General features: G+C 64.4%; 20 protein-coding genes. 10 read left to right on the top strand and 10 right to left on the bottom strand.

The genetic code is table 11. The features are described 5' to 3' along the window. Positions 1-102 precede the first annotated feature (102 nt). Positions 103-957 (bottom strand): PA4780 family RIO1-like protein kinase, encoded by an 855-nt coding sequence (locus tag J2X57_RS17595; protein ID WP_043691619.1) that lies wholly within the window; start codon positions 955-957, stop codon positions 103-105. Positions 958-1,224: 267 nt separating this feature from the next. Here J2X57_RS17595 and J2X57_RS17590 point away from each other — a divergent pair, with 267 nt between their 5' ends. Next, a complete protein-coding gene (locus J2X57_RS17590) occupies positions 1,225-2,139 on the top strand; it encodes a LysR substrate-binding domain-containing protein (RefSeq protein WP_309869085.1) in 915 nt (304 codons plus the stop codon). Here J2X57_RS17590 and J2X57_RS17585 read toward each other — a convergent pair. Together J2X57_RS17585 and J2X57_RS17580 are read right to left on the bottom strand one after the other, a co-directional pair. Further along, positions 2,066-3,040, bottom strand: coding sequence for an alpha/beta hydrolase (locus J2X57_RS17585; protein ID WP_309869084.1), 975 nt, complete (start codon positions 3,038-3,040; stop codon positions 2,066-2,068). The genes J2X57_RS17590 and J2X57_RS17585 overlap by 74 nt on opposite strands. A gap of 181 nt (positions 3,041-3,221) precedes the next feature. After that, positions 3,222-4,232 carry a zinc-binding alcohol dehydrogenase family protein gene (locus J2X57_RS17580; protein WP_309869083.1) on the bottom strand — a complete coding sequence of 337 codons (1,011 nt, stop codon included), beginning with the start codon at positions 4,230-4,232 and terminating at the stop codon, positions 3,222-3,224. Positions 4,233-4,329: 97 nt separating this feature from the next. Between J2X57_RS17580 and J2X57_RS17575 the strand changes: the two genes are divergently transcribed. After that, positions 4,330-5,247: a LysR family transcriptional regulator gene (locus J2X57_RS17575; protein ID WP_308845889.1), complete on the top strand. Its 918-nt coding sequence runs from the start codon at positions 4,330-4,332 to the stop codon at positions 5,245-5,247. A gap of 69 nt (positions 5,248-5,316) precedes the next feature. Here the strand turns inward: J2X57_RS17575 and J2X57_RS17570 are convergent, their stop codons facing one another. Genes J2X57_RS17570 through J2X57_RS17560 form a run of 3 tightly spaced genes read right to left on the bottom strand, consistent with a single transcriptional unit; the run spans position 5,317 to position 7,458 of the window. After that, entirely contained in the window at positions 5,317-6,009 is a 693-nt protein-coding gene (locus J2X57_RS17570) for a peroxiredoxin-like family protein (RefSeq protein ID WP_036116717.1), read from the bottom strand. Positions 6,010-6,022: 13 nt separating this feature from the next. Next, the gene (locus J2X57_RS17565; protein ID WP_309869079.1) at positions 6,023-6,790 is read right to left on the bottom strand and encodes an enoyl-CoA hydratase/isomerase family protein; all 768 of its coding nucleotides are present in this window, start codon (positions 6,788-6,790) and stop codon (positions 6,023-6,025) included. Positions 6,791-6,825: 35 nt separating this feature from the next. Then, positions 6,826-7,458 carry a glutathione S-transferase N-terminal domain-containing protein gene (locus J2X57_RS17560; RefSeq protein WP_309869078.1) on the bottom strand — a complete coding sequence of 211 codons (633 nt, stop codon included), beginning with the start codon at positions 7,456-7,458 and terminating at the stop codon, positions 6,826-6,828. Positions 7,459-7,584: 126 nt separating this feature from the next. Between J2X57_RS17560 and J2X57_RS17555 the strand changes: the two genes are divergently transcribed. Both J2X57_RS17555 and J2X57_RS17550 read left to right on the top strand, forming a co-directional pair. Continuing rightward, a complete protein-coding gene (locus tag J2X57_RS17555; protein WP_309869076.1) occupies positions 7,585-8,466 on the top strand; it encodes a LysR family transcriptional regulator in 882 nt (293 codons plus the stop codon). A 143-nt stretch (positions 8,467-8,609) separates the two neighbouring features. Then, the gene (locus J2X57_RS17550) at positions 8,610-9,746 is read left to right on the top strand and encodes an NAD(P)/FAD-dependent oxidoreductase (RefSeq protein ID WP_309869074.1); all 1,137 of its coding nucleotides are present in this window, start codon (positions 8,610-8,612) and stop codon (positions 9,744-9,746) included. Positions 9,747-9,751: 5 nt separating this feature from the next. On the opposite strand, the gene J2X57_RS17545 is transcribed toward J2X57_RS17550, so the two are convergent. Further along, positions 9,752-12,712, bottom strand: a complete 2,961-nt coding sequence (locus J2X57_RS17545; protein WP_309869072.1) for an autotransporter outer membrane beta-barrel domain-containing protein — start codon at positions 12,710-12,712, stop codon at positions 9,752-9,754. 145 nt (positions 12,713-12,857) lie between these two features. Continuing rightward, complete coding sequence (locus J2X57_RS17540; RefSeq protein ID WP_309869070.1) at positions 12,858-14,096, bottom strand: MFS transporter; 1,239 nt, start codon at positions 14,094-14,096, stop codon at positions 12,858-12,860. A gap of 106 nt (positions 14,097-14,202) precedes the next feature. Here J2X57_RS17540 and J2X57_RS17535 point away from each other — a divergent pair, with 106 nt between their 5' ends. From J2X57_RS17535 to J2X57_RS17515, 5 genes are all read left to right on the top strand, one after another. Continuing rightward, positions 14,203-14,943 carry a helix-turn-helix transcriptional regulator gene (locus tag J2X57_RS17535; protein WP_309869068.1) on the top strand — a complete coding sequence of 247 codons (741 nt, stop codon included), beginning with the start codon at positions 14,203-14,205 and terminating at the stop codon, positions 14,941-14,943. Between the two features lie 138 nt (positions 14,944-15,081). Then, positions 15,082-15,924, top strand: a complete 843-nt coding sequence (gene yghU / locus J2X57_RS17530) for a glutathione-dependent disulfide-bond oxidoreductase (RefSeq protein WP_309869066.1) — start codon at positions 15,082-15,084, stop codon at positions 15,922-15,924. A gap of 222 nt (positions 15,925-16,146) precedes the next feature. Beyond that, positions 16,147-18,387: an ATP-binding protein gene (locus tag J2X57_RS17525; RefSeq protein ID WP_309869064.1), complete on the top strand. Its 2,241-nt coding sequence runs from the start codon at positions 16,147-16,149 to the stop codon at positions 18,385-18,387. Continuing rightward, complete coding sequence (locus tag J2X57_RS17520) at positions 18,384-18,854, top strand: response regulator (RefSeq protein ID WP_036116735.1); 471 nt, start codon at positions 18,384-18,386, stop codon at positions 18,852-18,854. The genes J2X57_RS17525 and J2X57_RS17520 overlap by 4 nt, the downstream gene beginning before the upstream one ends. Continuing rightward, a complete protein-coding gene (locus J2X57_RS17515; protein ID WP_309869062.1) occupies positions 18,851-21,277 on the top strand; it encodes a response regulator in 2,427 nt (808 codons plus the stop codon). Before J2X57_RS17520 ends, J2X57_RS17515 begins: the two co-directional genes overlap by 4 nt. Before the next feature lie 19 nt (positions 21,278-21,296). Here the strand turns inward: J2X57_RS17515 and J2X57_RS17510 are convergent, their stop codons facing one another. Then, complete coding sequence (locus tag J2X57_RS17510; RefSeq protein ID WP_309869060.1) at positions 21,297-21,836, bottom strand: hypothetical protein; 540 nt, start codon at positions 21,834-21,836, stop codon at positions 21,297-21,299. A 108-nt stretch (positions 21,837-21,944) separates the two neighbouring features. Here J2X57_RS17510 and J2X57_RS17505 point away from each other — a divergent pair, with 108 nt between their 5' ends. Further along, on the top strand, positions 21,945-22,526 hold the full coding sequence (locus J2X57_RS17505; protein ID WP_309869058.1) for a TetR/AcrR family transcriptional regulator: 582 nt from the start codon (positions 21,945-21,947) through the stop codon (positions 22,524-22,526). Between the two features lie 2 nt (positions 22,527-22,528). Here J2X57_RS17505 and J2X57_RS17500 read toward each other — a convergent pair whose 3' ends face one another. Further along, on the bottom strand, positions 22,529-23,155 hold the full coding sequence (locus J2X57_RS17500) for a TetR/AcrR family transcriptional regulator (RefSeq protein ID WP_308845897.1): 627 nt from the start codon (positions 23,153-23,155) through the stop codon (positions 22,529-22,531). Positions 23,156-23,229 lie beyond the last annotated feature (74 nt).

Here is a 23,229-nt window from a genome sequence, read left to right as displayed (position 1 = left end):
TGTTCACATGGGCCGATGCTCTGAGCCGCGCCCGCGTTGCCTCCTCGCGCCCCGGGCAGCATGCACTTCTCCGCCCGTCACGGCCACGGCTGAACAAGCAACCTAGTCTTCTTCCGCCGCCTCACGTCCCTGCTGGCGGATCAGCGCCTCTTCCCGGGCGTCATTGATCGACTGCCGGATACTGTCGAGATCGACTTCGCTTTCGTCCGGCTCGAAATGGCCCGTCAGCTCGGTATCGGGCCGGAGCTCGCCAGCCTGGAACAAAGCCCACATCTCCTCGCCGTACCATGTTTCCAGCAACTCCGGCGCCGAACGTCCAAGGTAGGCCGTGAGATTGTTGACGTCACGCAGGAGCATCGTGCGCGCCGCATTGTTACCCGCCGCACTGACGACCTGCGGAAAATCGATGACGACCGGGCCATCCGGCCCGATCAGAACGTTGTACGCGGAGAGATCGCCGTGGATCAGTCCGGAGCACAGCATCAACACGACCTGCCGGACCAGAATCCGGTGATATTCCAGGGCATCCGCGGTGCTGAGATCGACCTCGCCCAGGCGGGGCGCTGACAAGCCATCGGCGTCCGTAACCAGCTCCATCACCAGCACGCCGTGGAAATACCCAAACGGTTCGGGGACGCGAACGCCTGCGTCGCGCAACTGGTAGAGCGCGTCGACCTCGGCGTTCTTCCAGGCGACTTCCTGCTGCTTGCGGCCGTACTTGCTGCCCTTACCGATGGCGCGCGCCTCGCGGCTGCTGCTTACCTTGCGGCCTTCCTGATACTGGACACGCTGCTGAAAGCTGCGGTGCGCCATGTCCTTATAGACCTTGGCGCAGCGCACGTCGTCGCCACTACGGACGACGTACACCGCCGCCTCCTTGCCACTTTTGAGGGGCCGGAGCACGTCGTCGATGATGCCGTCGTCGATCAACGGCTGCAGGCCTTGGGGGATCTTCAATTTATTTACGGGTCGGTGGCATGGCGGAGACTGCCATTAACCCTTAATTCTCACATTTTCCTGTACTTAGCGCCAATTCACCTCGCAGTGGTGGCGCGGCGCCCAATCAGCCGTTCAAGGCGTCCCTTGGGGGAGCGGCGCTGGCCAGCGAAGAGAGCAGGCAGGTTACGACCAGGACAACCCGGCGGTATCGGCGACAAAACGGCATACTTCCGACCTTGATCTGGCGGTGCGTTGAGCGCGGCTATCGCGCAAATCAGGCGAATCATGCGAACGCGGGTAAATCTCGACATCGATGTGCTACGGACGTTCGTCACCGGCATGGAGCTGGGAAGCTTCGCGCGGGCTGCAACCCGACTGGGCCGGTCGCCATCGGCGATCAGCGCCCAGCTGCGCAAGCTGGAGGACCAGATCGGCCTCCCGCTGGTACAGCGATCCGGCCGGGGACTGGTCCTGACGGAGCCGGGCCATGCCTTGCTGAGCTACGCAAAACGGCTCGTCGAGCTGAACGATGATGCGGTGCGTGCGGTGCGCGCGCCGGACCTAGAGGGCTCGGTCCGGCTTGGCTTACCCGCGGACTTCGCGGAGCGATGGTTGCCTTCGGTGCTCCATCGTTTCGGAAAGACGTATCCACGCGTCAAAGTCGAGGTGCACATCGAACAGAGTGCATCGCTGATAGAGCGGATAAGCCATGGAACGCTCGACGTGGCGCTCGCATGGAGCAGCCACCCGACCTCGAAGCACGCGCGACAGATCGCGGACGTGGATCTGTCATGGGTGGGTCCGACGAGCGGCACGCCCTCGCGGGGCGGCCACTCGGAGCCGGTGCTGCTGGTGGTCGCCGATGGACCATGCGCGATCCGCGCGACCGCGACGTCCCTTCTCGACGACGCGGGCATCCCCTGGCGCATCGCCGTCGCGACGCCGAGCCTTGCGGGCGTCTGGGCGTCCGTGGAAGCCGGCCTTGGGATCACGTTGCGCGCCACGATGAGCGTACCTGCGCATCTCAGCGTCATCGACCCCACACCTGCCGGCCTGCCTCACGCCCGGACGCTTCCTCTCTTTCTTCACGTCGCCGACGGGCAGCTGCACGATGCGGCGGAAGGGCTCACCGAGATGGCGGTCGATGAGGCGCTGCGACTGGTGCGTCCGCAAGGCGCCGCGGTACCGCGCGATCCATGAATCCGAGAACATACCCGGCGATCTCGGCATTCGCCTCCTCCCACGGCCAGTGGCCCGCATCCAGAAGGTGAATCTCGGCTTTGGGCACGTCGCGTGCGAAGGCCTGGGCGCCTGCCGCGACGAAAGACGGGTCGTTTTTCCCCCACACCACGAGTGTCGGCGGCTGGTATCGCCGAAGCCACGCCTGCCATGCCGAATAGCCCGCGACGTTGGTGCGGTAATCGAATAAAAGGCTCGCCTGAATCGCGCGCTGACCAGGCAAGGAGAGATGAGTGTACTCGTCGGTCCATGCGTCGGGATCGTATCGCTCCGGATGACGCGTTCCCAATGTGTGACGCTCCCGCGTGGCCTTTTCCGAGAGGAATGCGTCGACCACGTCCTCGTTCGCGTCCGGACGTTCCCAGAACTGAGCAATGCGCTCCCATTTCTTGCCGAGGCCCTCGGTGTAGGCATTCGCATTCGAGACGATGAGTGCCTCGACACGGTCGGGATGGGCTTTCATCAGGCGGAAGCCCACGGGCCCGCCGTAGTCATGGAGGTAGAGCGAGTAGCGAGACAGGCCCAGCTGCTCCAGCAGACCGTCCATGGTCTCCGCGAGATGATCGAAGGTGTATGCGTAGTTCGCGGGGTCTGGCGTATCGCTTTGCCCGAATGACGGATAGTCGGGGGCGATCAGGTGATAACGGGGGGCCAATAACGGCATCAACGCACTGAACTGCCGCGAAGACGAAGGAAAGCCGTGCAGCAGGACAATCGTCGGGTTCGATGGCGAGCCGGCTTCACGATAGAAGATGCCGACGCCGCCGACCACCGCTCGATGATAGGTAATGCGCGTGCTTTCTTCGCTTACCGCATGGGGCGACGCGATCATCGCCGCGGCAAGGATTAGTGTGGAAAGCATGGAGTTCACCAGCGTCGTGAATGGGCACCGTCAATGATGACCCCATCTGCTCATCGATAAAATTCGAAAGTATCGGACGAACACTTCAAAAAATTGGAAGCCCGGATTCAAGGCGCAGGCGACTGGTGGCGAGTGCCTTTACTGTCATGGCTGTGTCCGTCAATAAGAAGGATGGGAGGGGTTAACGCACCACGACAACCTTGCCGATCATGCTTCCGGCTTCGACGAGGGCATGTGCCTTGATCAGACCCGCGGCATCGAAACCGTCAATGCGCTGCGTGAGCGTGTGCACCAGGTCACCGCGATCGACGAGCTCGGCGACACGGCGAAGCAACGCATGTTGTCGCGCGATGGTTCGGGTGGTGAAGATCGGCCGGGTATACATGAGTTCCCAATGGATCGAGATGGACTTGTTCTTGAACGGTCCGATATCCAGGGCCTTGGGATCGTCGATCAGCGCAAACTTGCCTTCCGGGCGCATGACGGCGGCAATCTGCGGGACGTAGACGGCGCTGGCATTCAGACCGGCGACGTAGTCGACGCTCTCGATACCCAGCGCTTTGAGCTGGTCTTCCCACGGCTGGCTGTGATCGATGACGTGATGCGCGCCATGCTGCAGAACCCAATCGCGTGTTTCAGCGCGGGACGCCGTACCGATCACCGTCACACCGGTCAGCCGACGCGCAAGCTGGGTCAGGATCGAACCGACACCACCGGCGGCTCCGGTCACCAGCAGCACCTGATTCTCGGTGGGGTCGGCCTCGTGGATACGCAGGCGGTCGAACAGCAATTCCCATGCGGTGATCGCGGTCAGCGGAAGCGAGGCCGCCTCGGCGAAGTCCAATGACGTCGGCATCGGGCCGACGACGCGCTCGTCGACGGCCTGCAACTCGCTGTTGCTCCCCGGACGCGTGATATCGCCCGCATACCAAACCCGGTCGCCCGGCTTGAAGCGTGTGGCCAACGGTCCGGTCGCGCGAACGATGCCTGCCGCGTCCCAGCCGATGATGCGCGCGCCGTCCGCGGGGATGTCGCCATGCTTGCGGACCTTGGTATCGACCGGATTGACCGACACGGCCCGCACCTCGACGAGGATGTCGTGGTCACGCAGCGTCGGCTCGGGGACCTCGATGTCCTGGAGCGCTTGCGGATGGTCGATGGCCTGATTGCTGTAAAAGCCGATGGCTTTCATGGGTGCACCCTTCTGTTAGCGAGGAGCACATTGTGTCTTTACGTGGATTCAGGAAAAATCCCTAAACATCGTTAACACTTTCTGCGAAATCACGATAATGATCCGGCTCGATGATGTGCAGATATTCGTTCAGACTGTGGACGCGGGCAGCTTCTCCGAGGCCGCCCGGCAACTCAATATCGCGCCGGGCCTGGCGAGCGTGGCGGTGCAGCGGCTGGAAAAGGCCATCGAGGCCCGGCTCTTCACCCGCTCGACCCGCAGCATGCAGCTCTCCGAAGACGGCGAACGCTATCTCCCGCATGCCCGGGCGATGCTCGAAGCGCAGCTTCAGGGCAAGCAGGCCCTGGCGCACGCGCAGGAGGCGCTGTCGGGAACGCTGCGTCTGTCCGTCTCATCCGATCTGGGCCGCAATCTGCTGCTGGGCTGGCTGGACATCTTCCAGCACAGGCACCCCGGCCTGTCGTTGCATGTGCGCCTGAGCGACCGACTCGCCGACCTCGTGAAGCATCCTGTCGACGCCGCCGTGCGCTACGGCCCGTTATCGGACTCGTCGCTGGTGGCCATGCCGCTGATCGAGAACAATCGGCGGGCGCTCTGCGCCTCGCCCGCTTACCTGGAACGTCACGGCACACCCTCGGGCGTGGACGACCTGCGCAGGCACAACTGCCTGCGTTTCGTCTGGAGCGAGCAGGTCCACGAACGCTGGCGTTTCACCCTGCCTGGCGGCGATAAGACGGTGACCGTAACGGGCAACCGCGTCAGCGATGACGCGGATGCCGTAAGACGCTGGGCCGTGGCGGGTGAAGGCCTGCTCTATAAGTCGCGACTGGACTTGATCAATGACATTGCACATGGTCGTCTGCGCGAGATATTCCCGCATGCCCACTGCGAGCCGTCACCGCTCAATCTCGTATGTGCGCACCGATCGCGACTGACCCCGGCGATCACGCAGTTGAGGGATTTTCTGCGTGATCGATGTGAGGAGCTGGCGGCTAGCCTTTCTCCTGCTGTCTAGTCGGAGTCGCGAGTCAGAGGTGCCGGACACCCCCGACCCGCTAACCGTTACCCATTCAAGCACAGTTGCTCATACATCGAGCGAGGATGTTGGCTGCGCAGCATTCGCCTGTCGCAGCGCCGGCAGCATGTCCTGCGGGTCCGGACGACGCGTGTAATCCGGATTTACCTCGGCATACAGGATCGTTCCGTCGCGGTCGATGACGTAACGTGCCGGCATGGGCAGCGTCCAGCTCGGATCGCCGTTGAACGCGGGGAGGTCATTCTTGAGACCCCGGTACAGCTCGATCAGATAGTCCGGCATCTGGAAGCGCAGGCCGAACGCATCCGCCACATCGTTATGGCCGTCCGACAGAATCGGGAAACTCAGCTCGTTCTGCCGCGACGATTTCCGGCTGCTGGCAGGAAGCTGCGGCGAGATGGCGACCAGTTTCGCGCCCAACGCCGCGAACTCCGGCAGCGCGGCCTGCAGCGCCTGCAATTCCATATTGCAGTACGGGCACCACACGCCCCGGTAAAAGCTGATCACCAGCGGCCCGGTACGAAGGAGGTCGTCCGAGGACACCGGCCTGCCATCGGGATCGGGAAGGGTGAAGGCCGGCGCTTTGTCGCCCGCCTTCAGCGCGCGGGTGGCTGCGCCGGATGCGATCAGCTCGGCGGTGGCGCGATGCATGGTTTCAATGACCGTATAGGGGACGCTATACGGCGGCTTGCCGGCTTCGAAGTCGGCCTTGAAGGCGTCGAGTCGTTCTTGCAGGGACATGGCGTTGTTCTCCTTAAGCCTGAGTCATCGAACGGGCGACTTCCGCCGCGCTGATACCTTCCAGTGCCAGGCCGTAGCCCGCACCTTCATCGACGATGCGGCGCAGTTTCTGGGTCAGCGCGATGCGGGTATAACGCGCGGTCAGTGGCGGCAGCGCGGCCAGCGACTCGGCGATTTCACGTGCACGCGGCAGAAGGTCGGCGGCGGGGACCACCTCGTTCACCGCACCCCATTCCTTCGCGGTCTTCGCGTCGAGCACCTGGCGGGTGAGCACGAAGTAGCGGCCGCGCACGCTCCCGATCACTTCGGGCCAGAGCAGGTTCACGCCGTCGCCCGGGACGATACCGAAATCGAAATGCGGTTTGTCCTGGAAAACGGTCTCGGGCGTTGCCAGTACGATGTCGGCGAGCAGCGCGTATTCGGAGTGCAACAGCACCGGACCATTGAGTGCGGCGATCAGCGGCACCTCGATGTCGAGGATGTTCATCAGGACCTTTTTCCCCTCACGGAAAATCTTGTCGTACCCGAGCGGGGTGAAGAAGTCGAAACCCTCCGGGCTGATCGCGTCCATGAAGGCATCGCCACTGCCGGTAAGAATGACCACGCGGTTCTCCGGATCGGAACCGATGTCGTGGAAGAGATCGACGAACTGCTCATGGGTGTGACCGTTGAACACCAGTTTGTCGCCATCGGTGTGCAATGCGATTTCGAGGACGCCGGTGTCGGAGCGGGTCAGGCGAGCATTGGCGTAGCGGTTGCGGTACGAATCGAAGCGGGACATGTCAGCGTTTCCTGTGGTGTGTGAGTCGGGAGAGTTCAGGCGGAAGGCACGAGGGCGTTGATCTTCGCGATGGCGCGCTGAGTAGCGGGTCGGCTTGCAACGGCGTCGTACCAGCGGGCTACGTGTGGCGTGGTGTCGAATGAGACACCGGCGAATTCGCGGCGCCAGAGCCAGCCGAAGTGCGCGATGTCGGCAATGGAGTAGTCGTCACCGGCGACGAAGGGGCGCAGCGCGAGCACGCTGTCGAGCATGCCCAGCGTGCGCTGCGCTTCTTTGCTGAAGCGCTCGATAGCGAGGGGCTGCGGCTCGGCCGCCTGGCGCTGGAAGAAACCACTCTGACCGAAGGCCGGGCCGAGACCGGATGCGTGGAAGAACAGCTGCTCGAAGACGCGGGCTCGTGCTTCGCCCGTCGCCGGGAGAAGCTTGCCCTCACGTTCGGCGAGGTAAACCAGGATGGCGGCAGACTCGGTCAGCACCAGCGTCTCTCCGGCGCTGGTGTCGATCAGCACCGGCACCTTGCCGTTCGGATTGAGGGCGAGGAAGGCGGGAGCGCGCTGCTCGCCCTGTTTGACGTTGACGCCGTGCAGTTCGTAGTCCAGCCCGAGTTCCTCAAGGGCGACAGGCACCTTGATGCTGTTGGGGGTGGCGAAGGCGTGGACGTGAAACATGCGATGGGCTCCTCGGAGGGTTCTGAGCGGCATCTGTTTGCCGCCGGATGACCACATGGTGGCCCTGCGCCCATCGACACGGCAGATGGCGCGAAGCGATAATGCTCATTCCTTTGAGGAATACCCATGGATCGCTTTCAGGCCATGACCGCCTTCGTCCGGGTAGTCGACACCGGCTCGTTTTCCGCCGCGGCGCGCCTGCTGCATGTCGGCCAGCCCGCTGTGTCCAAGACGGTGGCGCAGCTGGAAGACCGGCTCGGCGTCCGCCTGTTGAACCGCTCGACCCACGGCCTCAGCCCGACCGAGGCGGGCCTTCGCTTTTACGAACGGGCTACCGCCTCGCTGCAGGAGGCTGACGAGGCGGAACTGGCGGCGCGCGACGCGAGCCTCGGGCTGTCGGGCCGGTTGCGCGTTTCAGCGGCGACGACGTTCGCCCGTCTGCATGTCGTGCCTCACCTGCCCCGTTTCCTCGCGGACCATCCGGAACTGCAGGTCGACATGATTCTCGACGACCGCGTCATTGACCTCGTGGCGGAGGGCGTGGATCTGTCGCTGCGCATGGGTACGCTGAACGACTCCGGCGCCGTCGCACAGAAGCTGGCGACGGGTGGACGCTCGCTCCTCGCGACACCGGCTTACCTCAAACGTGCGGGCGAGCCGAAGCGACCGGCCGACCTGGCGGACCATCAGGTCATCGCTGGCAGCCAGTTCGTTGGGGCATGGGCATTCACGCGTGACGGTACCGAAGTTTCCGTTCAAGTCAGCGGTCGCGCGCGCTTCAGCGCCGCCGAAGGTATCCGCGCTGCCGTGCTCGCGGGCATGGGGCTGACCATCGCCTCGGACTGGATGTTTGCCGACGAGATCGCCAGCGACGTGGTCAAACGCGTGCTGACCGACTGGACGCTGCCATCCATCGATCTGTGGGCCGTCTATCCGTCGGGCCGGCTGGCCAGCGCGAAAGCCAGGCAGTTCGCTTCGTTCGTGCAGGGAGCACTGGCTGGCCATTAACGAAAGCGCGTGCGATCCTTCGCCCACGAAGACCGCGAAAAACGGCTGCCACGTCCCGATCGGGGCAGCCGAATACACGTCACCCCGCTTTCGCGTGGTCGGCCAGCGTTCCCACCGATATCCGTCGGCCTCAGGAGCGCGCCATGACTATCCAGCACACCTCACGCATCGCCATTGTCGGCGCCGGCCTCGGCGGTCTCACCCTCGCGCGCGTGCTGCACATCAACGGCATTGCTTCGACCATCGTCGAAGCCGAAACATCGGCGACGGCGAGAGCTCAGGGCGGCTTGCTCGACATCCACGCGTACAACGGTCAGATCGGCCTGAAGGCGGCCGGTCTCTACGAGGCGTTTCTCGCGCTCGCCCTCCCGGGAGAGGATGCGAAGCGCATCGTCGACAGGAACGGCGAGGTTCTGCTCGATAAACCGGGATCGCCCGACACCGCTCGGCCCGAGGTCGATCGTGGCGCGCTGCGCCAGCTGCTGATCGATTCCTTGCCGGACGACACCATCCAGTGGGGCCGCAAGCTGACGCGGGCGAGCCGCCTTGGCGATGGCCAGCACGAGCTCGTCTTCGCGGACGGTTCGACCATGACCACCAACCTGTTGGTCGGTGCCGATGGCGCCTGGTCGAAGGTCCGGCCACTGCTGTCTTCCGCCAGGCCCGCGTACGTCGGTACCACCTTCGTCGAGTTACGCCTGTTCGCTGGGGATACGACACACAGAGTCAGCGCCGAGGCCATCGGCAACGGTACGCTGATGGCGGTTCAACCAGGCAAGGGCATCCTCGCGCACCGATATGCCGACGGAACGCTGCATACCTATGTCGCGTTGAACCGGCCGGAAACATGGATCGACGCTCTCGACTTCACCGAGCCAAAGGATGCGCTCCGCCGTGTGGCGGAAGCCTTCGAAGGTTGGGCGCCGTCGCTGAGAGCTCTCGTCACCGACAGCGACACGCTTCCCATCGTGCGCGCGATCCACGCGTTGCCGATCGATCACCGCTGGGCGCGCCTCGAAGGCGTGACCTTGCTGGGCGATGCCGCCCACCTGATGTCGCCCTTCGCGGGCGAAGGCGCGAACCTCGCCATTCTCGACGGCGCCGAGCTGGCTCTGGCGCTACGCGAGCATCCGGGTGACATCGAGGCCGCGCTCACCGCCTATGAAGCGGCGCTCTTCCCTCGCAGTGCGCACTTCGCCGCGCTGACGGCACACAACCATCGGCGCTTCTTCGGCGACGACGCACCACACAGCGTCGTCGAGCTGTTCAGCGCACACTGACCGCCTCAGAACGCGAGCGCCAGCGACGCCTGCGCCACGTTGTCGTTCAGCCCCTTACCCGAGTGTTCGTGGCGCACGTCGAGCCGAAGATGCAATCCGTTGAGGAACCGGGCCTCCGCGCCCACGGTATAGCGGCTGACGTTGCGCATCGCGCGCGTCGACAGACTCGTATCGTCCATGGCGATCCGCGGCGAGTGGTTGTTGTGGATACGGTCGTAACCCGCATACGGCATCCAGTGCGTATCGCCGATCTGTCGCAGGTCGCCCGCCACCTGCAGGCCCGCAAGCACCTGCGTGTTCGGACGGCTGTCGAACCGGACGCGCGTAGCGCCCGCCTCGACGTGCTGCTCGCGCTGCAGCCGGCTTTGGGCGGCGGCCATATGCGGACGGAACACGATCGCCTTGTCGCCGCCCATCGGCCAGCGACTGTCATAGGCACCCTCGACCGTGAGATCGGTGGAGGTGAGCCGGTAGCTCTCGGACGGCAGACCTTGTCCGTGCACTTCGTTGCGGTAACGTGCGCCCGAAAGTTCCGCCGTCGCCGAGAAGCCGGACAGGCCCTGCGGATTCTGTCGGTAATCCGCGTAGACGCCCAGCTGCGTCCCCCTGGTTTGACCTGTGGCGTGGAAGCCGGTCAGCGGCGAGCGCGTCGACGTATGAGTATCGCCGAAACCGATGCGAGCGCCGATCGCCAGATGGTCACCGACCATCGCACCCGCGCCCGCCTGGACGACATTGTCCTGTGCCGCGATCGTGCCGCCGTCGGCACTGGCCTCGTAACGACGGTCGCTATGCTGGTTTGTCATCCATACGGAGCCACGCATATCCCAGTCTTCCGGCATGGCACCGACCAGACGGTTGCCCAGCCAGCGACCCTCCTGAAACATCGATCGTGCGGCGACGGACTGGGCCAGGTAAATGTTGCCTTCGGGGCGGATCGCGTTGATCTCCGGGGGCTGCGGGGCATCCGTCGGCGATACGGGGGGCGTAGCCGGTGTGACGACAACCGGGGGCGGCGTCGCCGTGTCGCCGGGCGGCGTGGGCACTGCCGGTACATCCGGAGTCGAACCGGCGCCGGGATCGGGCGTCGCAGGCGGCGTGACCGGCGTCGTGGGCACCGGCGTCAGCGTGCTGCTCAGGTACCAGTTCTTACTGGCGGCCACACCATGGGTGGTACCACGCCGCACGAAGTAATCGTATGCGCCCGCGACGACGCGGCCTTCCTGCACGAACTCGCCGCCGGACGTACCGTCGACCTGCGCCAGCAGGTGGCCGTCCTGACTCGAAGGTGTACCCGCGATCAGTCCGCCCGGACCGCCCGCGTTCGCGATGGCGACGATGGACGTGCCCGTGGTGTTGCCGTGGACGTGCAGCACCGGCGTCCGGGTCGTCGTGTCGTCGCCCAGATAGGTGTTGATCAGCAGCAGGCTCAGATCGTGGCCGGTGTAATCGCCCATGACGTCGAACGTCGTGCCCACGTGCCGCAGTGCGAGTGTGCCCGCATTGTCCAGCGACCCGACCGACATGCCGACGGTGTTGTCGCCGGACTGGAGGATGGCCCTCTTGCTCACCGCGAACGCCGCGTTGTCGTTGCGCCCATTGACGACGACCATGCCGCCCAGCACGTTGCCCTTGCCGTGATAGGTGTTGTCGCCGTTGAGCACGAGCGTGCCGTCGCCGGACTTGTCGAAGCCGCCCGCGAGCGTCGTGCTGACGTTACCCAGCGTGGCGGCATCGTTGTTGTAGATGCCGGTGGTGACCGCGTCGGCGCGTTCGTCGCCGATATCGTTGTCGAAGTACGCCACCTGTCCCGCGGGAATGGCCAGCTTGCTCTGGCCCCAGGCGAACTGTTTGTAGCCGCCGATGGCGGCGTCACGATTGACCTCGCCCCAGCCGGTGTTCTCGTCGATATTGTCGGTACCCCGGGGATCGGCCGTCCCGAGGATCACTTCCGTGAGGTTGCGCGCCGTCATCCACGGATAGCGCTGCACGACTTCGGCGGTGACGCCGTTCGCGTTGGGGGCGGACCAGGACGTGCCGGCACCGTTGCTGTAGAGGTACCGTCCGTTGGCGGAGCGGATGGGGTTACCGTCCGCGTCGCGTTGCAAGGTGCCCTGAGGGGCCGCCACGCAGTAGTACTTCGCGCCGTGGCACGAGGTGAGGTTGGTCGAGAAATCACCCGTGTACTGATTGGTCCCGGTGACCGGGATGACGTGCCCGAAGTATTTGATGTCATAGCTCGGCGACATGCCGACAGGAACCGTGCTCGCCCACGATGGGTCGTTGCCGGCGGCAAGCAGCAGCAGGCCGTCGTTGGCCACGACCTTGTCGAGCGCGGCGATTTCCGACGGCTGGAGCGAGCCATACCAGACGAGTTCCGACGCGCTCATCACCCTTGCGTGATACCCGTTGGGATCGCTGGCGACGGCGAAGGTCTGCGCCCAGTTGCTGGTCCAGCCTGTCAGCAATGTCACACCCGGCGCCTGCTGGAGCAGGGTGTAGTTCATCCACGGGCCGTGATTGTTCTTCCTGGCGAGCGCGCCGTAGCCAATACCGCCGGGATCGCTGGTGCTGTCGTAAAGCCCGACGTAATTTCCGTCGACCTTGTAGACATTGTTCTTATAGCCGGACATGTCCGGGTAGTCGCCCTGCGAATCGACGACACCCGGCCCATTGAACGACAGCGGATTGATACCGCCGTCGTAATGAAACACGCGCACGCCGCTGCCATCGATATGCGAGCGCCCGGCATCGGAAGCCTGCTGGTAGATCGACGTCGTCGTCGCGCTCCAGGCGCTGGTCGGCACGGTCGTGGCGACCGCCGCCGTGACGACCAGGCACGCGCCGAGATTGACGGGGCGTCGTGGCGCCTCGGGCTCCTCGGGTGGCTCGCCCGGTACGTATTCGGTGATGACTTCCATGCGCCGCGTTTCGCGGTTCCACTCGATCCGACTGCTGATGTACATGTCGCCCCTGTCCCCTGCCCCTGGCGCCAGCCACCTTCGCGCCGGACAACAGCGGCGGGGGACTTTGCGCATTTTCGGCAAAGTTAGCAAAAACTTGCCAACCGGTACGTGACGGACTGGGCGAAATCGCAACCTGCCCGGACGGCTACGCCAACAGGGAGGCATCGGTGTCGGACATCAGGGTCTGCCGCCGACGCAGCCCAGGGAACCAGTGCATCCACAGCGCCGTAACCAGCAGGGTACCCACGCCGCCGACGATCACCGCGGGCACGGCACCCACCCACGCAGCGAGCATGCCCGACTCGAATGCGCCCAGCTGGTTCGATGTATTGACGAAGATCGAATTGATCGCGCCTACACGGCCGCGCATCGCGTCGGGGGTTTCGATCTGAACCAGTGCACTGCGAATCACCATGCTGACCATGTCGAAGCCGCCGAGCAGCACCAGCGCCAGTAAGGACATCCACAGTTGCGTGGACAAGGCAAACCCGATGGTGGACAGACCGAACCCTGCGACGCAGCCGAACATGAGGTGACCGATGCGCTTGTCGAGCGGATAACGCGCCAGCCACAGACCCACCGCTACCGCTCCGATGGATGGCGCCATGCGCAACATGCCCAGACCTAACGGACCGGTATGCAGGACGTCCTTCGCGAACACCGGCAGCAGGGCCGTCGCGCCACCGAGCAGCACCGCGAACAGATCCAGCGAAATGACACCGATGATGTCGGGACGAGCGCGGATGAAGTGCACGCCGGCGAAAAGGTCCTTGCGCGTGACCGGTATGCGTGGCGCCAGCGCCTGCTGGTAGGGAAGCCGTGTGACCAGCACCCCCGACACGATCGTCAACAGCGCGGCGATCGCGTAGACGGTCGCCGGCCCCGCGAGGTACAGCAGCCCGCCGAAGACGGGCCCCGCGATCGACGCGAACTCATTCACCGCCGCGCTTGCCGCACTGGCACGGGCCAGTCCGCTTGCGGGCACCAGGCCAGGCACCATGCTCTGAAACGCCGGGCCGCGGATCGCGGCGGCGATGCCACTGATATTGACCAGCGCGAGAACGTCGAGGCGGCTGACCGCACCCGTCGCCGAGCATGCCCACAACCCGGCCAACGCAAGGCAGGCGATCGCCTGTGCCGTCCCCACCAGCAGACGCCGGTCGTAACGGTCGGCCATATGCCCGGCGGGCAACACGAAAATCAGCGACGGAAGAAACCGCGCAAGGCCGATCAGCCCCAGGTCGGACGCACGGCCGGTGGTGGCGTAAAGCTGCCAGGCCACTGCGGTCGCGGCCATCTCGATGGCCACGCCCGAACAACAGAAGGCGATCAGGAAGGCGATCAGCCCTTGGCGGGCAGCCTGCGGAGGAAGGTCTCGGATCATCGGATCGACTCAATGGCGTGCTATCGACGCATCGTGAGGCGTGATGTTAGGGTGCCCTTTTCCAGCCTTCGCGCGGCAAATGGGCACTACCTATCGCAAAAAGGACATGGTCCAGTGCCAGCGGCAGCACTACCCTGCGGGAACGATGATTCCGGAGCATCGCCACGACTACCACCAGTTGCTATACGCAAAGGACGGCCTGCTGGTGGTGCATTCGCCCGTGGGCCGCTGGGTCGTTCCACCTACCCGCGCCATCTGGATGCCTGCGGGCACCACGCACTCCTCGCGCTGTGTGGGCGACGTCCAGCAACGTAACGTGTCGGTCGAGCTCGAGGCCGGATTCGAGCTGCCCTCCACGCCCTGCGCCGTCGAAGTGGGACCGCTGCTCCGGCAGCTGATGCAGGCGGCGGAGACGGTCACCTACCCTTATGACGAGGACTCCCGGGACGGCCGTGTCATGCGGCTGATCGTGGACGAACTGCAGACGCTGGCCGTACTTCCGCTGCACCTGCCCCATCCTACGGACGAGCGCCTCGCAGCGATCTGCGCGCACATCTCGGCGCACCCGGATGACACCGCGACACTCGAGCAGTGGGCCACGCATACGGCCCTGCATGTAAAAACGATTCAGCGCCTTTTTACCCGCGAGCTCGGTATGACCTTCGGGCAATGGCGGCAGCGATCCCGCCTGCTCGCCGGACTGGAGCGTCTGGCGCAGGGCCTGCCAGTGATCGACGTGGCGCTGGGCCTGGGCTATGACAGCCCGAGCGCGTTTTCAGCCATGTTCCGCAGGCACTTCGGGTTGTCGCCTAGTGCGTTTTTCAAACCGACCGGACGGCTTCGTTAGGCAACGGCCCTAGGCCGCGACAGGCGCCTCCACGCTGGCGGCGCGCTCGCCCCACTGGGTTTTCACCGCATGGGTACCCATAGAACGCTGATGCCACGTAGCCAGTCGTGGCCCCCAATCCAGCGGAGCACCATATCCATGAGTGACACTACACCGTACGTACCGCCCAAGGTCTGGACCATGCCGGACACCGGCGGCGGCGCGTTCGCCAACATCAACCGGCCGGTGGCCGGCGCCACGCATGAAGCGCCTCTGCCGGTCGGTGAGCATCCGTTGCAGCTCTACTCTCTGGCTACGCCCAACGGGCAGAAGGTCAGCATCATGCTCGAGGAGCTGCTGGCCCTGGGTCATGCCGGGGCCGAATACGATGCGTGGCTGATCCGCATCAACGAGGGCAACCAGTTCGGTTCCGGCTTCGTCGAGGTCAATCCCAACTCCAAGATCCCGGCACTGGTCGACCGCAGTACGCCCACGCCGACGCGCGTGTTCGAATCCGGCGCGATCCTGGTGTATCTGGCCGAGAAGTTCGGCGCCTTGCTGCCGACCGAACCGTCGGCCCGTGCCGAAACCATGAGCTGGTTGTTCTGGCAGATGGGGTCGGCACCGTTCGTCGGCGGCGGTTTCGGTCACTTCTATGCGTATGCGCCGGAAAAGCTGGAATACCCGATCAACCGTTATGCGATGGAGACCAAGCGCCAGCTCGACGTGCTCGATCGCCAGCTGGCGACGCATCGCTACGTGGCGGGCGACGACTACTCGATAGCGGATATCGCCATCTGGCCGTGGTACGGCGGCCTCGTGCTGGGGCAGTTGTACGGCGCCGCGGAGTTCCTCGATGTCGGCAAGTACGCCCATCTCCAGCGCTGGGCCAGGGAGGTGGCGTCGCGCCGCGCGGTGATCCGCGGCCGGAAAGTGAACCGCGTGATGGGCGATCCCGCCGGCCAGGTGCCCGAGCGGCACCAAGCCAGCGATCTGGACTGACGGTGCGGATGCGGACCCTTGGCCGACGACGGCGACGCCTTCACATAGTTTTCACCCATGTCAAAGTGGCACGTTTGATGTGGGAATGCCGGACTCTTTCGGGCAACATAAAGCGCTTAGCCGTTGACGCTGCATCAGCTGATTAAGGCCATCGCGGCGGGTGCCGCGTGGTCGGTGTTCTCCACGCGCAGGGCGTGAAGACGATCGGTGGCTGGAGTTTTTATGCAATCGCAAATCGCGACCGCACCGGCGCTGGACTTGTCCAACTGTGCTGACGAACCGATTCGCACCCCGGGCGCCGTGCAGCCGTACGGTGTCGTGCTGGTCATCGACCCCGAAACGCTCACGGTCAGTGAGTGTGCCGTCACTGACGCCCGCATCGTGGAGGCGTTCGGCGAGCCGCTGGGCGCGGCGCTGGACAGCGTGCTGGGCGGCCACCTGTCCGGGTGGTCGGAGTCGATCACCGCACTGGACGTCGGCACGTCGAGCTATCTGGGCATGGTGGCCCTGGGCAGCCATGGCCAGCATCACGCTCTCGCGCATCGCACCGATGCCGATCTGCTGATCGTCGAACTCGAGCAGTCACTGCCGGGTGAGTCCGGCTCGCTCGAGGCGTTGTATCCCGTTATCCGCCGTTTCATGAGTGAGATCGAGCAGGCGTCCAGCATCGGTAAGCTTTGCGAACTGGGTGCGCAGTACGTGCGCCAGCTGACGCATTTCGATCGCACGCTCGTTTACCGCTTCGACGAGGAGTGGAACGGGTCGGTCATCGCCGAAGAGCGCAACGACGTACTGCCGTCCTATATGGACCTGCGCTTCCCGGAATCGGATATTCCGGCACAGGCCCGGGAGCTTTACCGGCGCAACCGCGTCCGCCTGATCGCGGACAACAACTACCGGAGCACCCCGCTCGTTCGCGCGCCACAGTACCGGGCCGCGCCGCCCACGGACCTCAGCCCGTGCGTGCTTCGCAGCGTGTCTCCCATGCACCTGGAATACATGCGCAACATGGGCACGGGCGCTTCCATGTCGATATCCCTGCTGCATGACAGCCACCTGTGGGGTCTGATCTCCTGCCACAACGAGGCGACGAAGCGTGTTCCGTACCATGTCCGTACCGCATGCGAGCTGATCGGGCAGATCCTCTCGCTGCAGATCGCGGAGAAGGAACGCGTCGGCAACGTCGAGGAGCGCGCCATGCGCCGCGCCTCACAGATGCACCTGCTGGGTCGCATGTCGGGTGAACAGGACTTCATTCTTGCGCTCAAGCGCGACCAGAAGAGCTTCCTCGCCGTGACCGGCGCGTCCGGCGCCGCCATCGTGCAGAACGATGAATGCATCCTCATCGGCGAATGCCCCACCGACGAAGAAGTGCGCGCGCTGATTCCCTGGCTCACCGAACGCCGGGGCAACGACGATGTCTTCAGCACGGACCGTCTGCCGACCGAATGGCCGGCGGCCGAAGCGTATGCCGAGCGCGCCAGCGGCGTGCTGGCGATTACCATCTCGCAGTTGCACGACAGTTATCTGATCTGGTTCCGGCCGGAGGTCATCCGGACGGTACGCTGGGGCGGCGAGCCACGCAAAGTCATTTCTGGCGAGAAGATTTCGCCGCGACTGTCGTTTGAAGCATGGAAAGAGACGGTGCGACTTCGTTCGCTGCCATGGACCGATGTCGATCGCGACGCGGCCATGGATCTGCGCGTCGCCATCGTCGACATCGTGCTGCGCAAAGCCGAGGAAATGGCGCTCCTCAACGAGAAGCTCACACGCAGCAACAAAGAGCTGGAAGCCTTCTCGTATTCGGTGAGCCACGACCTGCGGGCACCCTTCCGTCATATCGTCGGCTACTCGGAATTGCTGGCCTCGGCCGCGAACGACCGGCTGGACGACACGGAGCGACGCTTCCTCGACACCATCGTGGATTCCGCCAAATCGGCGGGTCGGCTGGTTGACGATTTGCTGAGCTTCTCGCAGCTGGGCCGTTCGACCATGGGCACCATGACGATCAACATGGGCACTCTGGTCGAGGACGTCAGGGAACGTCTTGAGATGGAGGCGCTCGGCCGCAACATCCGATGGACCATCGCGACGCTGCCATCGGTCAAGGCCGACCCGGCCATGCTGCGACTGGTATGGCAGAACCTCATCTCCAATGCCCTGAAGTTCACACGGGACAGTCCCGAGCCAGCCATCGAAGTGGGCCACGAGCGTGGCGACGAGGAGTCGATCTTTTTCGTGCGCGACAATGGTTGCGGCTTCGACATGCGCTACGTCGACAAACTTTTCGGCGTCTTTCAGCGCCTGCATCACGTAGAAGAATACGAAGGAACAGGCATCGGTCTGGCGCATGTGCGTCGGATCGTCAGCCGTCATGGAGGCAGGACCTGGGCGGAGAGCGTACTCGGCCAGGGAGCGACCATTTATTTTTCCATTCCCGATTCAGTAAGAGGCCATTCGTGAGGGATCTCAGACCCATTCTTCTCGTTGAAGACAGCCCCAAGGACGCGGAGCTCACCCTGGCCGCCTTGTCCCGCTGCCAGCTGCTCAACGAAGTCACTCATGTGCGCGACGGTGTCGAAGCGCTCGAATACCTCCGCAGCGAAGGCAAGTATGTGGACGCCACCCACGGCGGTCCCGTCGTCGTTCTTCTCGATCTGAAGCTGCCCAAGCTCACCGGCCTGGAAGTCCTTGAGGAGGTGCGTCGCGATCCCAAGCTGAGCAGCACGCCGATCGTGATGCTCACCTCGTCCCGCGAGGAACAGGACCTGGTGGCCAGCTACAAGCTGGGCGTAAACGCTTTCGTCGTAAAGCCGGTGGACTTCAAGGAATTCTTCGAGGCCATTCAGGGACTCGGCATGTTCTGGGGCATCACCAACCAGCCGCCGCCGCCCATCCGTCCCATTCTCCCCTCGAGCCGCGACGCATGATCGAAGCGGTACCCGGCACGCCGATACGTATCCTGCTGCTGGAAGACAGCGCGCTCGATGCGGAACTGATCACGGCCCAGCTGCGCCTCGCCAGGCTCAGCGTCGCCATCCACAGGGTGTGGACGCTCGACACGTTCCTTGCGGCGCTGTTCGAACGTCGTTTCGATGTCATCCTCTCGGATCACCTGTTGCCCGGCTTCGATGGAGACAGCGCGCTCGTGCTGGCGCGCGAACACGCGCCCGAGCTGCCCTTCATCTTTGTGTCCGGCACCCTGACCGAGGAACTCGCGGTCCAGGCACTGAAACGCGGCGCCCGCGACTACGTGGTGAAGCAACGGCTCCAGCGATTGCCCGATGCCATCCTGCGCGGTCTTCGCGAAAACGAAGAGCTGAACAAGCTTCGCCTCGCAGAGGAAAATCTGCGACTGAGCCAGGAACGCCTGCAGTCGATCGCGGATGCGCTGCCCGCCCTGATCGGACACCTCGATGCCGGACATCGCTATCTGTTCGCCAATGACGCGCACAGGCACTGGGTAGGCCTCGCGCCTGACCGGCTGGTCGGCATGCATGCCGGCGACGTCTTCGGAAGAGACTGGTTCGCCGGCGCCGAGCCGTTCCTCGTACGCGCTATCGCAGGCGAACGCACCACCTTCGAGATCGAGCTGCCCGGACATGCTGGTGAAGCCGCCCGGCACGCACAGATCGACTGCGTGGCCGAAATCGCATCCGACGGCACGATTGCCGGCTATTACATGCTCGCGCGCGATATCAGTGAGCTCAAGCGTGCCGAGCTCGCGCTCAAGGAAACCAACGGCTCGCTCGAGCGCCAGGTGATCGATCACTCCGTGGCCTTGCAGGGCAGTGAGAGCCGGCTGGAGGCCATCTTCGAGTCCAGCTTTCAGCTGCAGATCCTGCTCGCGCCCGACGGCACGATTATCGATGCGAATGTTGCCTCGCTCGCCGCGGTACTGCTGGAAAAGCGCGAAGTGCGCGGCCAGCGGCTGAGCGAGTCCGCCTGGTTCGCGTCGACACCCGGGTCGGCAAGCGTCGTGGAGACGGCCATTGCCGGCGCCGCGGACGGCAGATCGTCGCGTCAGGAGTTCGAGCTGCAACTGGCGACCGGCTTGCGCAGTTTCGAGTTCTCCTTCCGTCCACTACGCGACCCCGCGGGCGCGATTACCGCCATGGTGGCCGAGGCTGTGGAAACCACCGCGCGCCGCGAGGCCGAGCGCGCACTGCAGCAGGCTCAGAAGATCGAGGCCATCGGCCAGCTCACCGGTGGCATTGCTCACGACTTCAACAACATCCTGACGATCATCACGGGCAACATCGAAGTCGTGAAGATGCTTCTCGACCGTCCGGACTCGGCGGAGAAGTCCGGGCGGGCGCTCGATAATGCGCTGAAGGGGGTATCCAACGCGGCAAGCCTCACACAGAGGCTGCTGGCCTTCGCTCGCAGGCAACCGCTGATCGCTCAGCCCGTCGACTGCCGGGCCCAGGTACTCGGCATGGGCGACATGCTGCGGCGTGCACTCGGCGAACTGGTCCAGCTGAAGATCGTTGCGCCGGAGGTGTGGTCCGTGGAACTCGACCCGGCCCAGTTCGAGGCGTCACTGCTGAATCTCGCGGTCAACGCGAGGGATGCGATGCCGTCGGGCGGCGCGCTCACCATCGAACTTGGCAACGCGCATCTGGGCGAAGGCGATACGGCCCGTCTTCCCGGTCTCGACCCGGGTCAATACGTCATGTTGCGCGTCAAGGACACGGGCGAAGGCATGTCCGCCGAGACCATGGCCCGCGTGTTCGAGCCGTTCTTCACGACCAAGGAAGTCGGCAAGGGAACGGGGCTGGGCTTGTCGATGGTGTACGGCTTCGTCCAGCAGTCGGGCGGGCAGGTGCTCCTCGAGTCGACAGTCGGTGTCGGCACCGTCGTCACCCTGATTTTCCCGCGCTCCATGAGCGCGCTGCCGGTGGCGCACGATGGCGGCATCGGCAGCGGTGAAAACGAGAAGCGGGAGGCGACCATCCTGGTGTCCGAGGACAACGACGATGTCCGTGCCTATGTCGTCGAGGTACTGCGGGATCTCGGGTATCGCGTGCTGGAAGCTCACGATGGCGAGTCGGCCATCAGGCTTCTCGAACGCCCCGACGTCACCGTGGACCTGCTGCTCTCCGACGTGGTGATGCCCGGCATGTCGGGATGGGAACTGGCGCAGCGGGCCCGGCGCATCAAGAGCGGACTGAAGGTGCTCTTCATGTCGGGCTACCCGCGAAACCTCGCCGCGAACGAAGACACGGTCAGGGACGCGGGTATTCTCGCCAAACCGTTCACGCGTTCCGATCTGGCGCATGCGGTAGGTCTCGCTGTCGACGGTGCGCAGGAAAAGGATTCACGGCGATCCCAGCAGAGGGACGCGCGCTGAGGAGCGCGCGCCCTGCGCCTTATGCGACGGTGACCGGCCGTGGCGATTTCCTGAAGGTCAGCCACAGCGCCGACAGCAGGAAGTAAAAACCGCCGAAGGCGGCGTACGGAGCGATCTGCGCCACGGACGGCGCGTTGTCGAAGGCCTTGAACACGAAGTGCACGCCCGCGAGTGCCGACTGGGCGCCGCTGATCATCATGAAGGCCTGGCCGCCCAGCTTGCGGCGACGGATACCCACGGCCAGCTGGAACAGGCCGGCGAGCAGTGCCCACACGCCGAAGACCAGCACGCCACCCTCGTTGCCGCGCAACGTAAAGGCGACGGCCATGGCGACCGCCGTGATGATGCTGGTCAGCGCGTTGAACCGCTGGCCCGGATTGGCTGCGAGACCGCCGCTGCGCCGCGCGTCGATGACATTCGCGATCGCGTCCCACGCCGGGTAGATGACCAGCAGAGTGCCGGCGACCAGGGGAGGCGCCTTGGCGGCGGCAAAAACGATGGCGACCCAGGCAAAAGCCACGATGGCGCGGAGATAGTAAAAATTGCGAAGCGTATTCACGGGGAAGTCCATGGCGGAAGAGTCGCCACCCTACTAGTAGGATGGCTGGCCGTCAATGTGCCATGCCTGGACCAGCGCGCGCCACCTACCAGCTGGTAGACTTAGCCCATGACTACGCAGCAGAAACTCGTCGATTCCGCGCGCCAGCTGATCCAGATGCGGGGCTACAACGGCTTCAGCTACGCGGACGTGGCCGAACAGGTGCAGGTGAAGAAGGCCAGCATCCACCACCATTTCCCGTCCAAGTCCGATCTGGCGAAAGCCGTGGTCGAGCGGTCGCGCGGCATCATCGCCGAGCAGACCCGGTCGCTCGCCGCCGGGGCGTTCGATCCGGAAGAACAACTGGCGATGTACACCGGTTACTGGGAGAAGTGCATCGCCGATGCATCGGCGCCCTTCTGCGTGGCGGGCATGCTCGCCACCGAGCTGCCGACGCTGCCGGGCGATCTCGCCGACGCCGTACGCGCGCACTTCCGCGACCTGTCGAACTGGCTCGAGACGCTGTTGACCCGCGGCGCGCAGATGGGACGCTTCACGCTCCAGGGATCGGCTCGCCTGGAGGCCGAGTCATTCATGTCGCTCGTATACGGAGCGATGCTCACGGCCCGCGCGTACGGCGAGCCGAAGGTGTTCGCGGATATCGTCGACAACGGTCTCAGAAAGCTGCTGTTGCCCGACGCGGGGCGATAGCTCTACCCGAACGGCGTTCCAGCCATGGCCGCCTTGACACCGAGCGTGCCCTGATCGATCAGCGCGAGAAAGGTGGCTGCCGCCCTCGCCGCATCCTGATCGCGACGGTACCGGCGGTGTGACTGGATGAGTGCAACGGACCACGTCGCCAGCAGCATATCCGCCGCCAGGTGCGCGTCGGCGTCGTCCGCCTCCCGTCCCGCTCCCTCGGCCATGACCACCGCGATGAGCTGGGCGACCTCGTCGCGCAGGGCACGCACGCGTGCCTTCAGGGTCTCGCTGGCTTCGATCGTCTCCACCGAACGCTGGCCGCCGGGCGTAAAACGGATATACGGACTGCCTTCGGCGACCAGGTGATGAGCGAGCCTCCGCAACGCCTCGCCCGGGCTGACGTCAGGAGCGCGCTCGCGGAGAATGGCGCGAAGAAGTTCACGGCCCTGTTCGTCGTGATCGAAAAACATGTCCTCCTTGCGTGGGAAGTGATTGAACACCGTCATGCGGCCGACTTCGGCACCGGCGGCGATCTCTTCCACCGTGACGTGGTCGAAACCCCGCTCGAGAAAAAGGCGGTTGGCAACGCGGGAAATGGTGTTCCGGATGACGAGCCGTCGGCGAGCACGGAGGTCCATGGTCGCGGAATCATTGGACGTAGACATAGGATATGGATATCACAAAATATGTACTAAGTACATAATGTTACGAA

It is taken from the genome of Luteibacter sp. 1214, assembly GCF_031455395.1.
GTDB classification, from domain to species: Bacteria; Pseudomonadota; Gammaproteobacteria; order Xanthomonadales; family Rhodanobacteraceae; genus Luteibacter; species Luteibacter mycovicinus.
Note: the sequence above shows the minus strand (reverse complement) of the source record. Positions and strands in the feature narration are given on the sequence as shown.

Bases quoted from the DNA above. Each gene is read 5' to 3' on its own strand.
- J2X57_RS17575 (WP_308845889.1), top strand. From the start codon at position 4,330: ATGATCCGGCTCGATGATGTGCAGATATTCGTTCAGACTGTGGACGCG.
- J2X57_RS17590 (WP_309869085.1), top strand. From the start codon at position 1,225: ATGCGAACGCGGGTAAATCTCGACATCGATGTGCTACGGACGTTCGTC.
- J2X57_RS17570 (WP_036116717.1), bottom strand. From the start codon at position 6,009: ATGTCCCTGCAAGAACGACTCGACGCCTTCAAGGCCGACTTCGAAGCC.
- J2X57_RS17585 (WP_309869084.1), bottom strand. From the start codon at position 3,040: ATGCTTTCCACACTAATCCTTGCCGCGGCGATGATCGCGTCGCCCCAT.
- J2X57_RS17545 (WP_309869072.1), bottom strand. From the start codon at position 12,712: ATGTACATCAGCAGTCGGATCGAGTGGAACCGCGAAACGCGGCGCATG.
- J2X57_RS17535 (WP_309869068.1), top strand. From the start codon at position 14,203: ATGGTCCAGTGCCAGCGGCAGCACTACCCTGCGGGAACGATGATTCCG.
- J2X57_RS17555 (WP_309869076.1), top strand. From the start codon at position 7,585: ATGGATCGCTTTCAGGCCATGACCGCCTTCGTCCGGGTAGTCGACACC.
- J2X57_RS17525 (WP_309869064.1), top strand. From the start codon at position 16,147: ATGCAATCGCAAATCGCGACCGCACCGGCGCTGGACTTGTCCAACTGT.
- J2X57_RS17500 (WP_308845897.1), bottom strand. From the start codon at position 23,155: ATGGACCTCCGTGCTCGCCGACGGCTCGTCATCCGGAACACCATTTCC.
- J2X57_RS17580 (WP_309869083.1), bottom strand. From the start codon at position 4,232: ATGAAAGCCATCGGCTTTTACAGCAATCAGGCCATCGACCATCCGCAA.
- J2X57_RS17540 (WP_309869070.1), bottom strand. From the start codon at position 14,096: ATGATCCGAGACCTTCCTCCGCAGGCTGCCCGCCAAGGGCTGATCGCC.
- J2X57_RS17565 (WP_309869079.1), bottom strand. From the start codon at position 6,790: ATGTCCCGCTTCGATTCGTACCGCAACCGCTACGCCAATGCTCGCCTG.
- J2X57_RS17550 (WP_309869074.1), top strand. From the start codon at position 8,610: ATGACTATCCAGCACACCTCACGCATCGCCATTGTCGGCGCCGGCCTC.
- J2X57_RS17505 (WP_309869058.1), top strand. From the start codon at position 21,945: ATGACTACGCAGCAGAAACTCGTCGATTCCGCGCGCCAGCTGATCCAG.
- yghU (WP_309869066.1), top strand. From the start codon at position 15,082: ATGAGTGACACTACACCGTACGTACCGCCCAAGGTCTGGACCATGCCG.
- J2X57_RS17515 (WP_309869062.1), top strand. From the start codon at position 18,851: ATGATCGAAGCGGTACCCGGCACGCCGATACGTATCCTGCTGCTGGAA.
- J2X57_RS17560 (WP_309869078.1), bottom strand. From the start codon at position 7,458: ATGTTTCACGTCCACGCCTTCGCCACCCCCAACAGCATCAAGGTGCCT.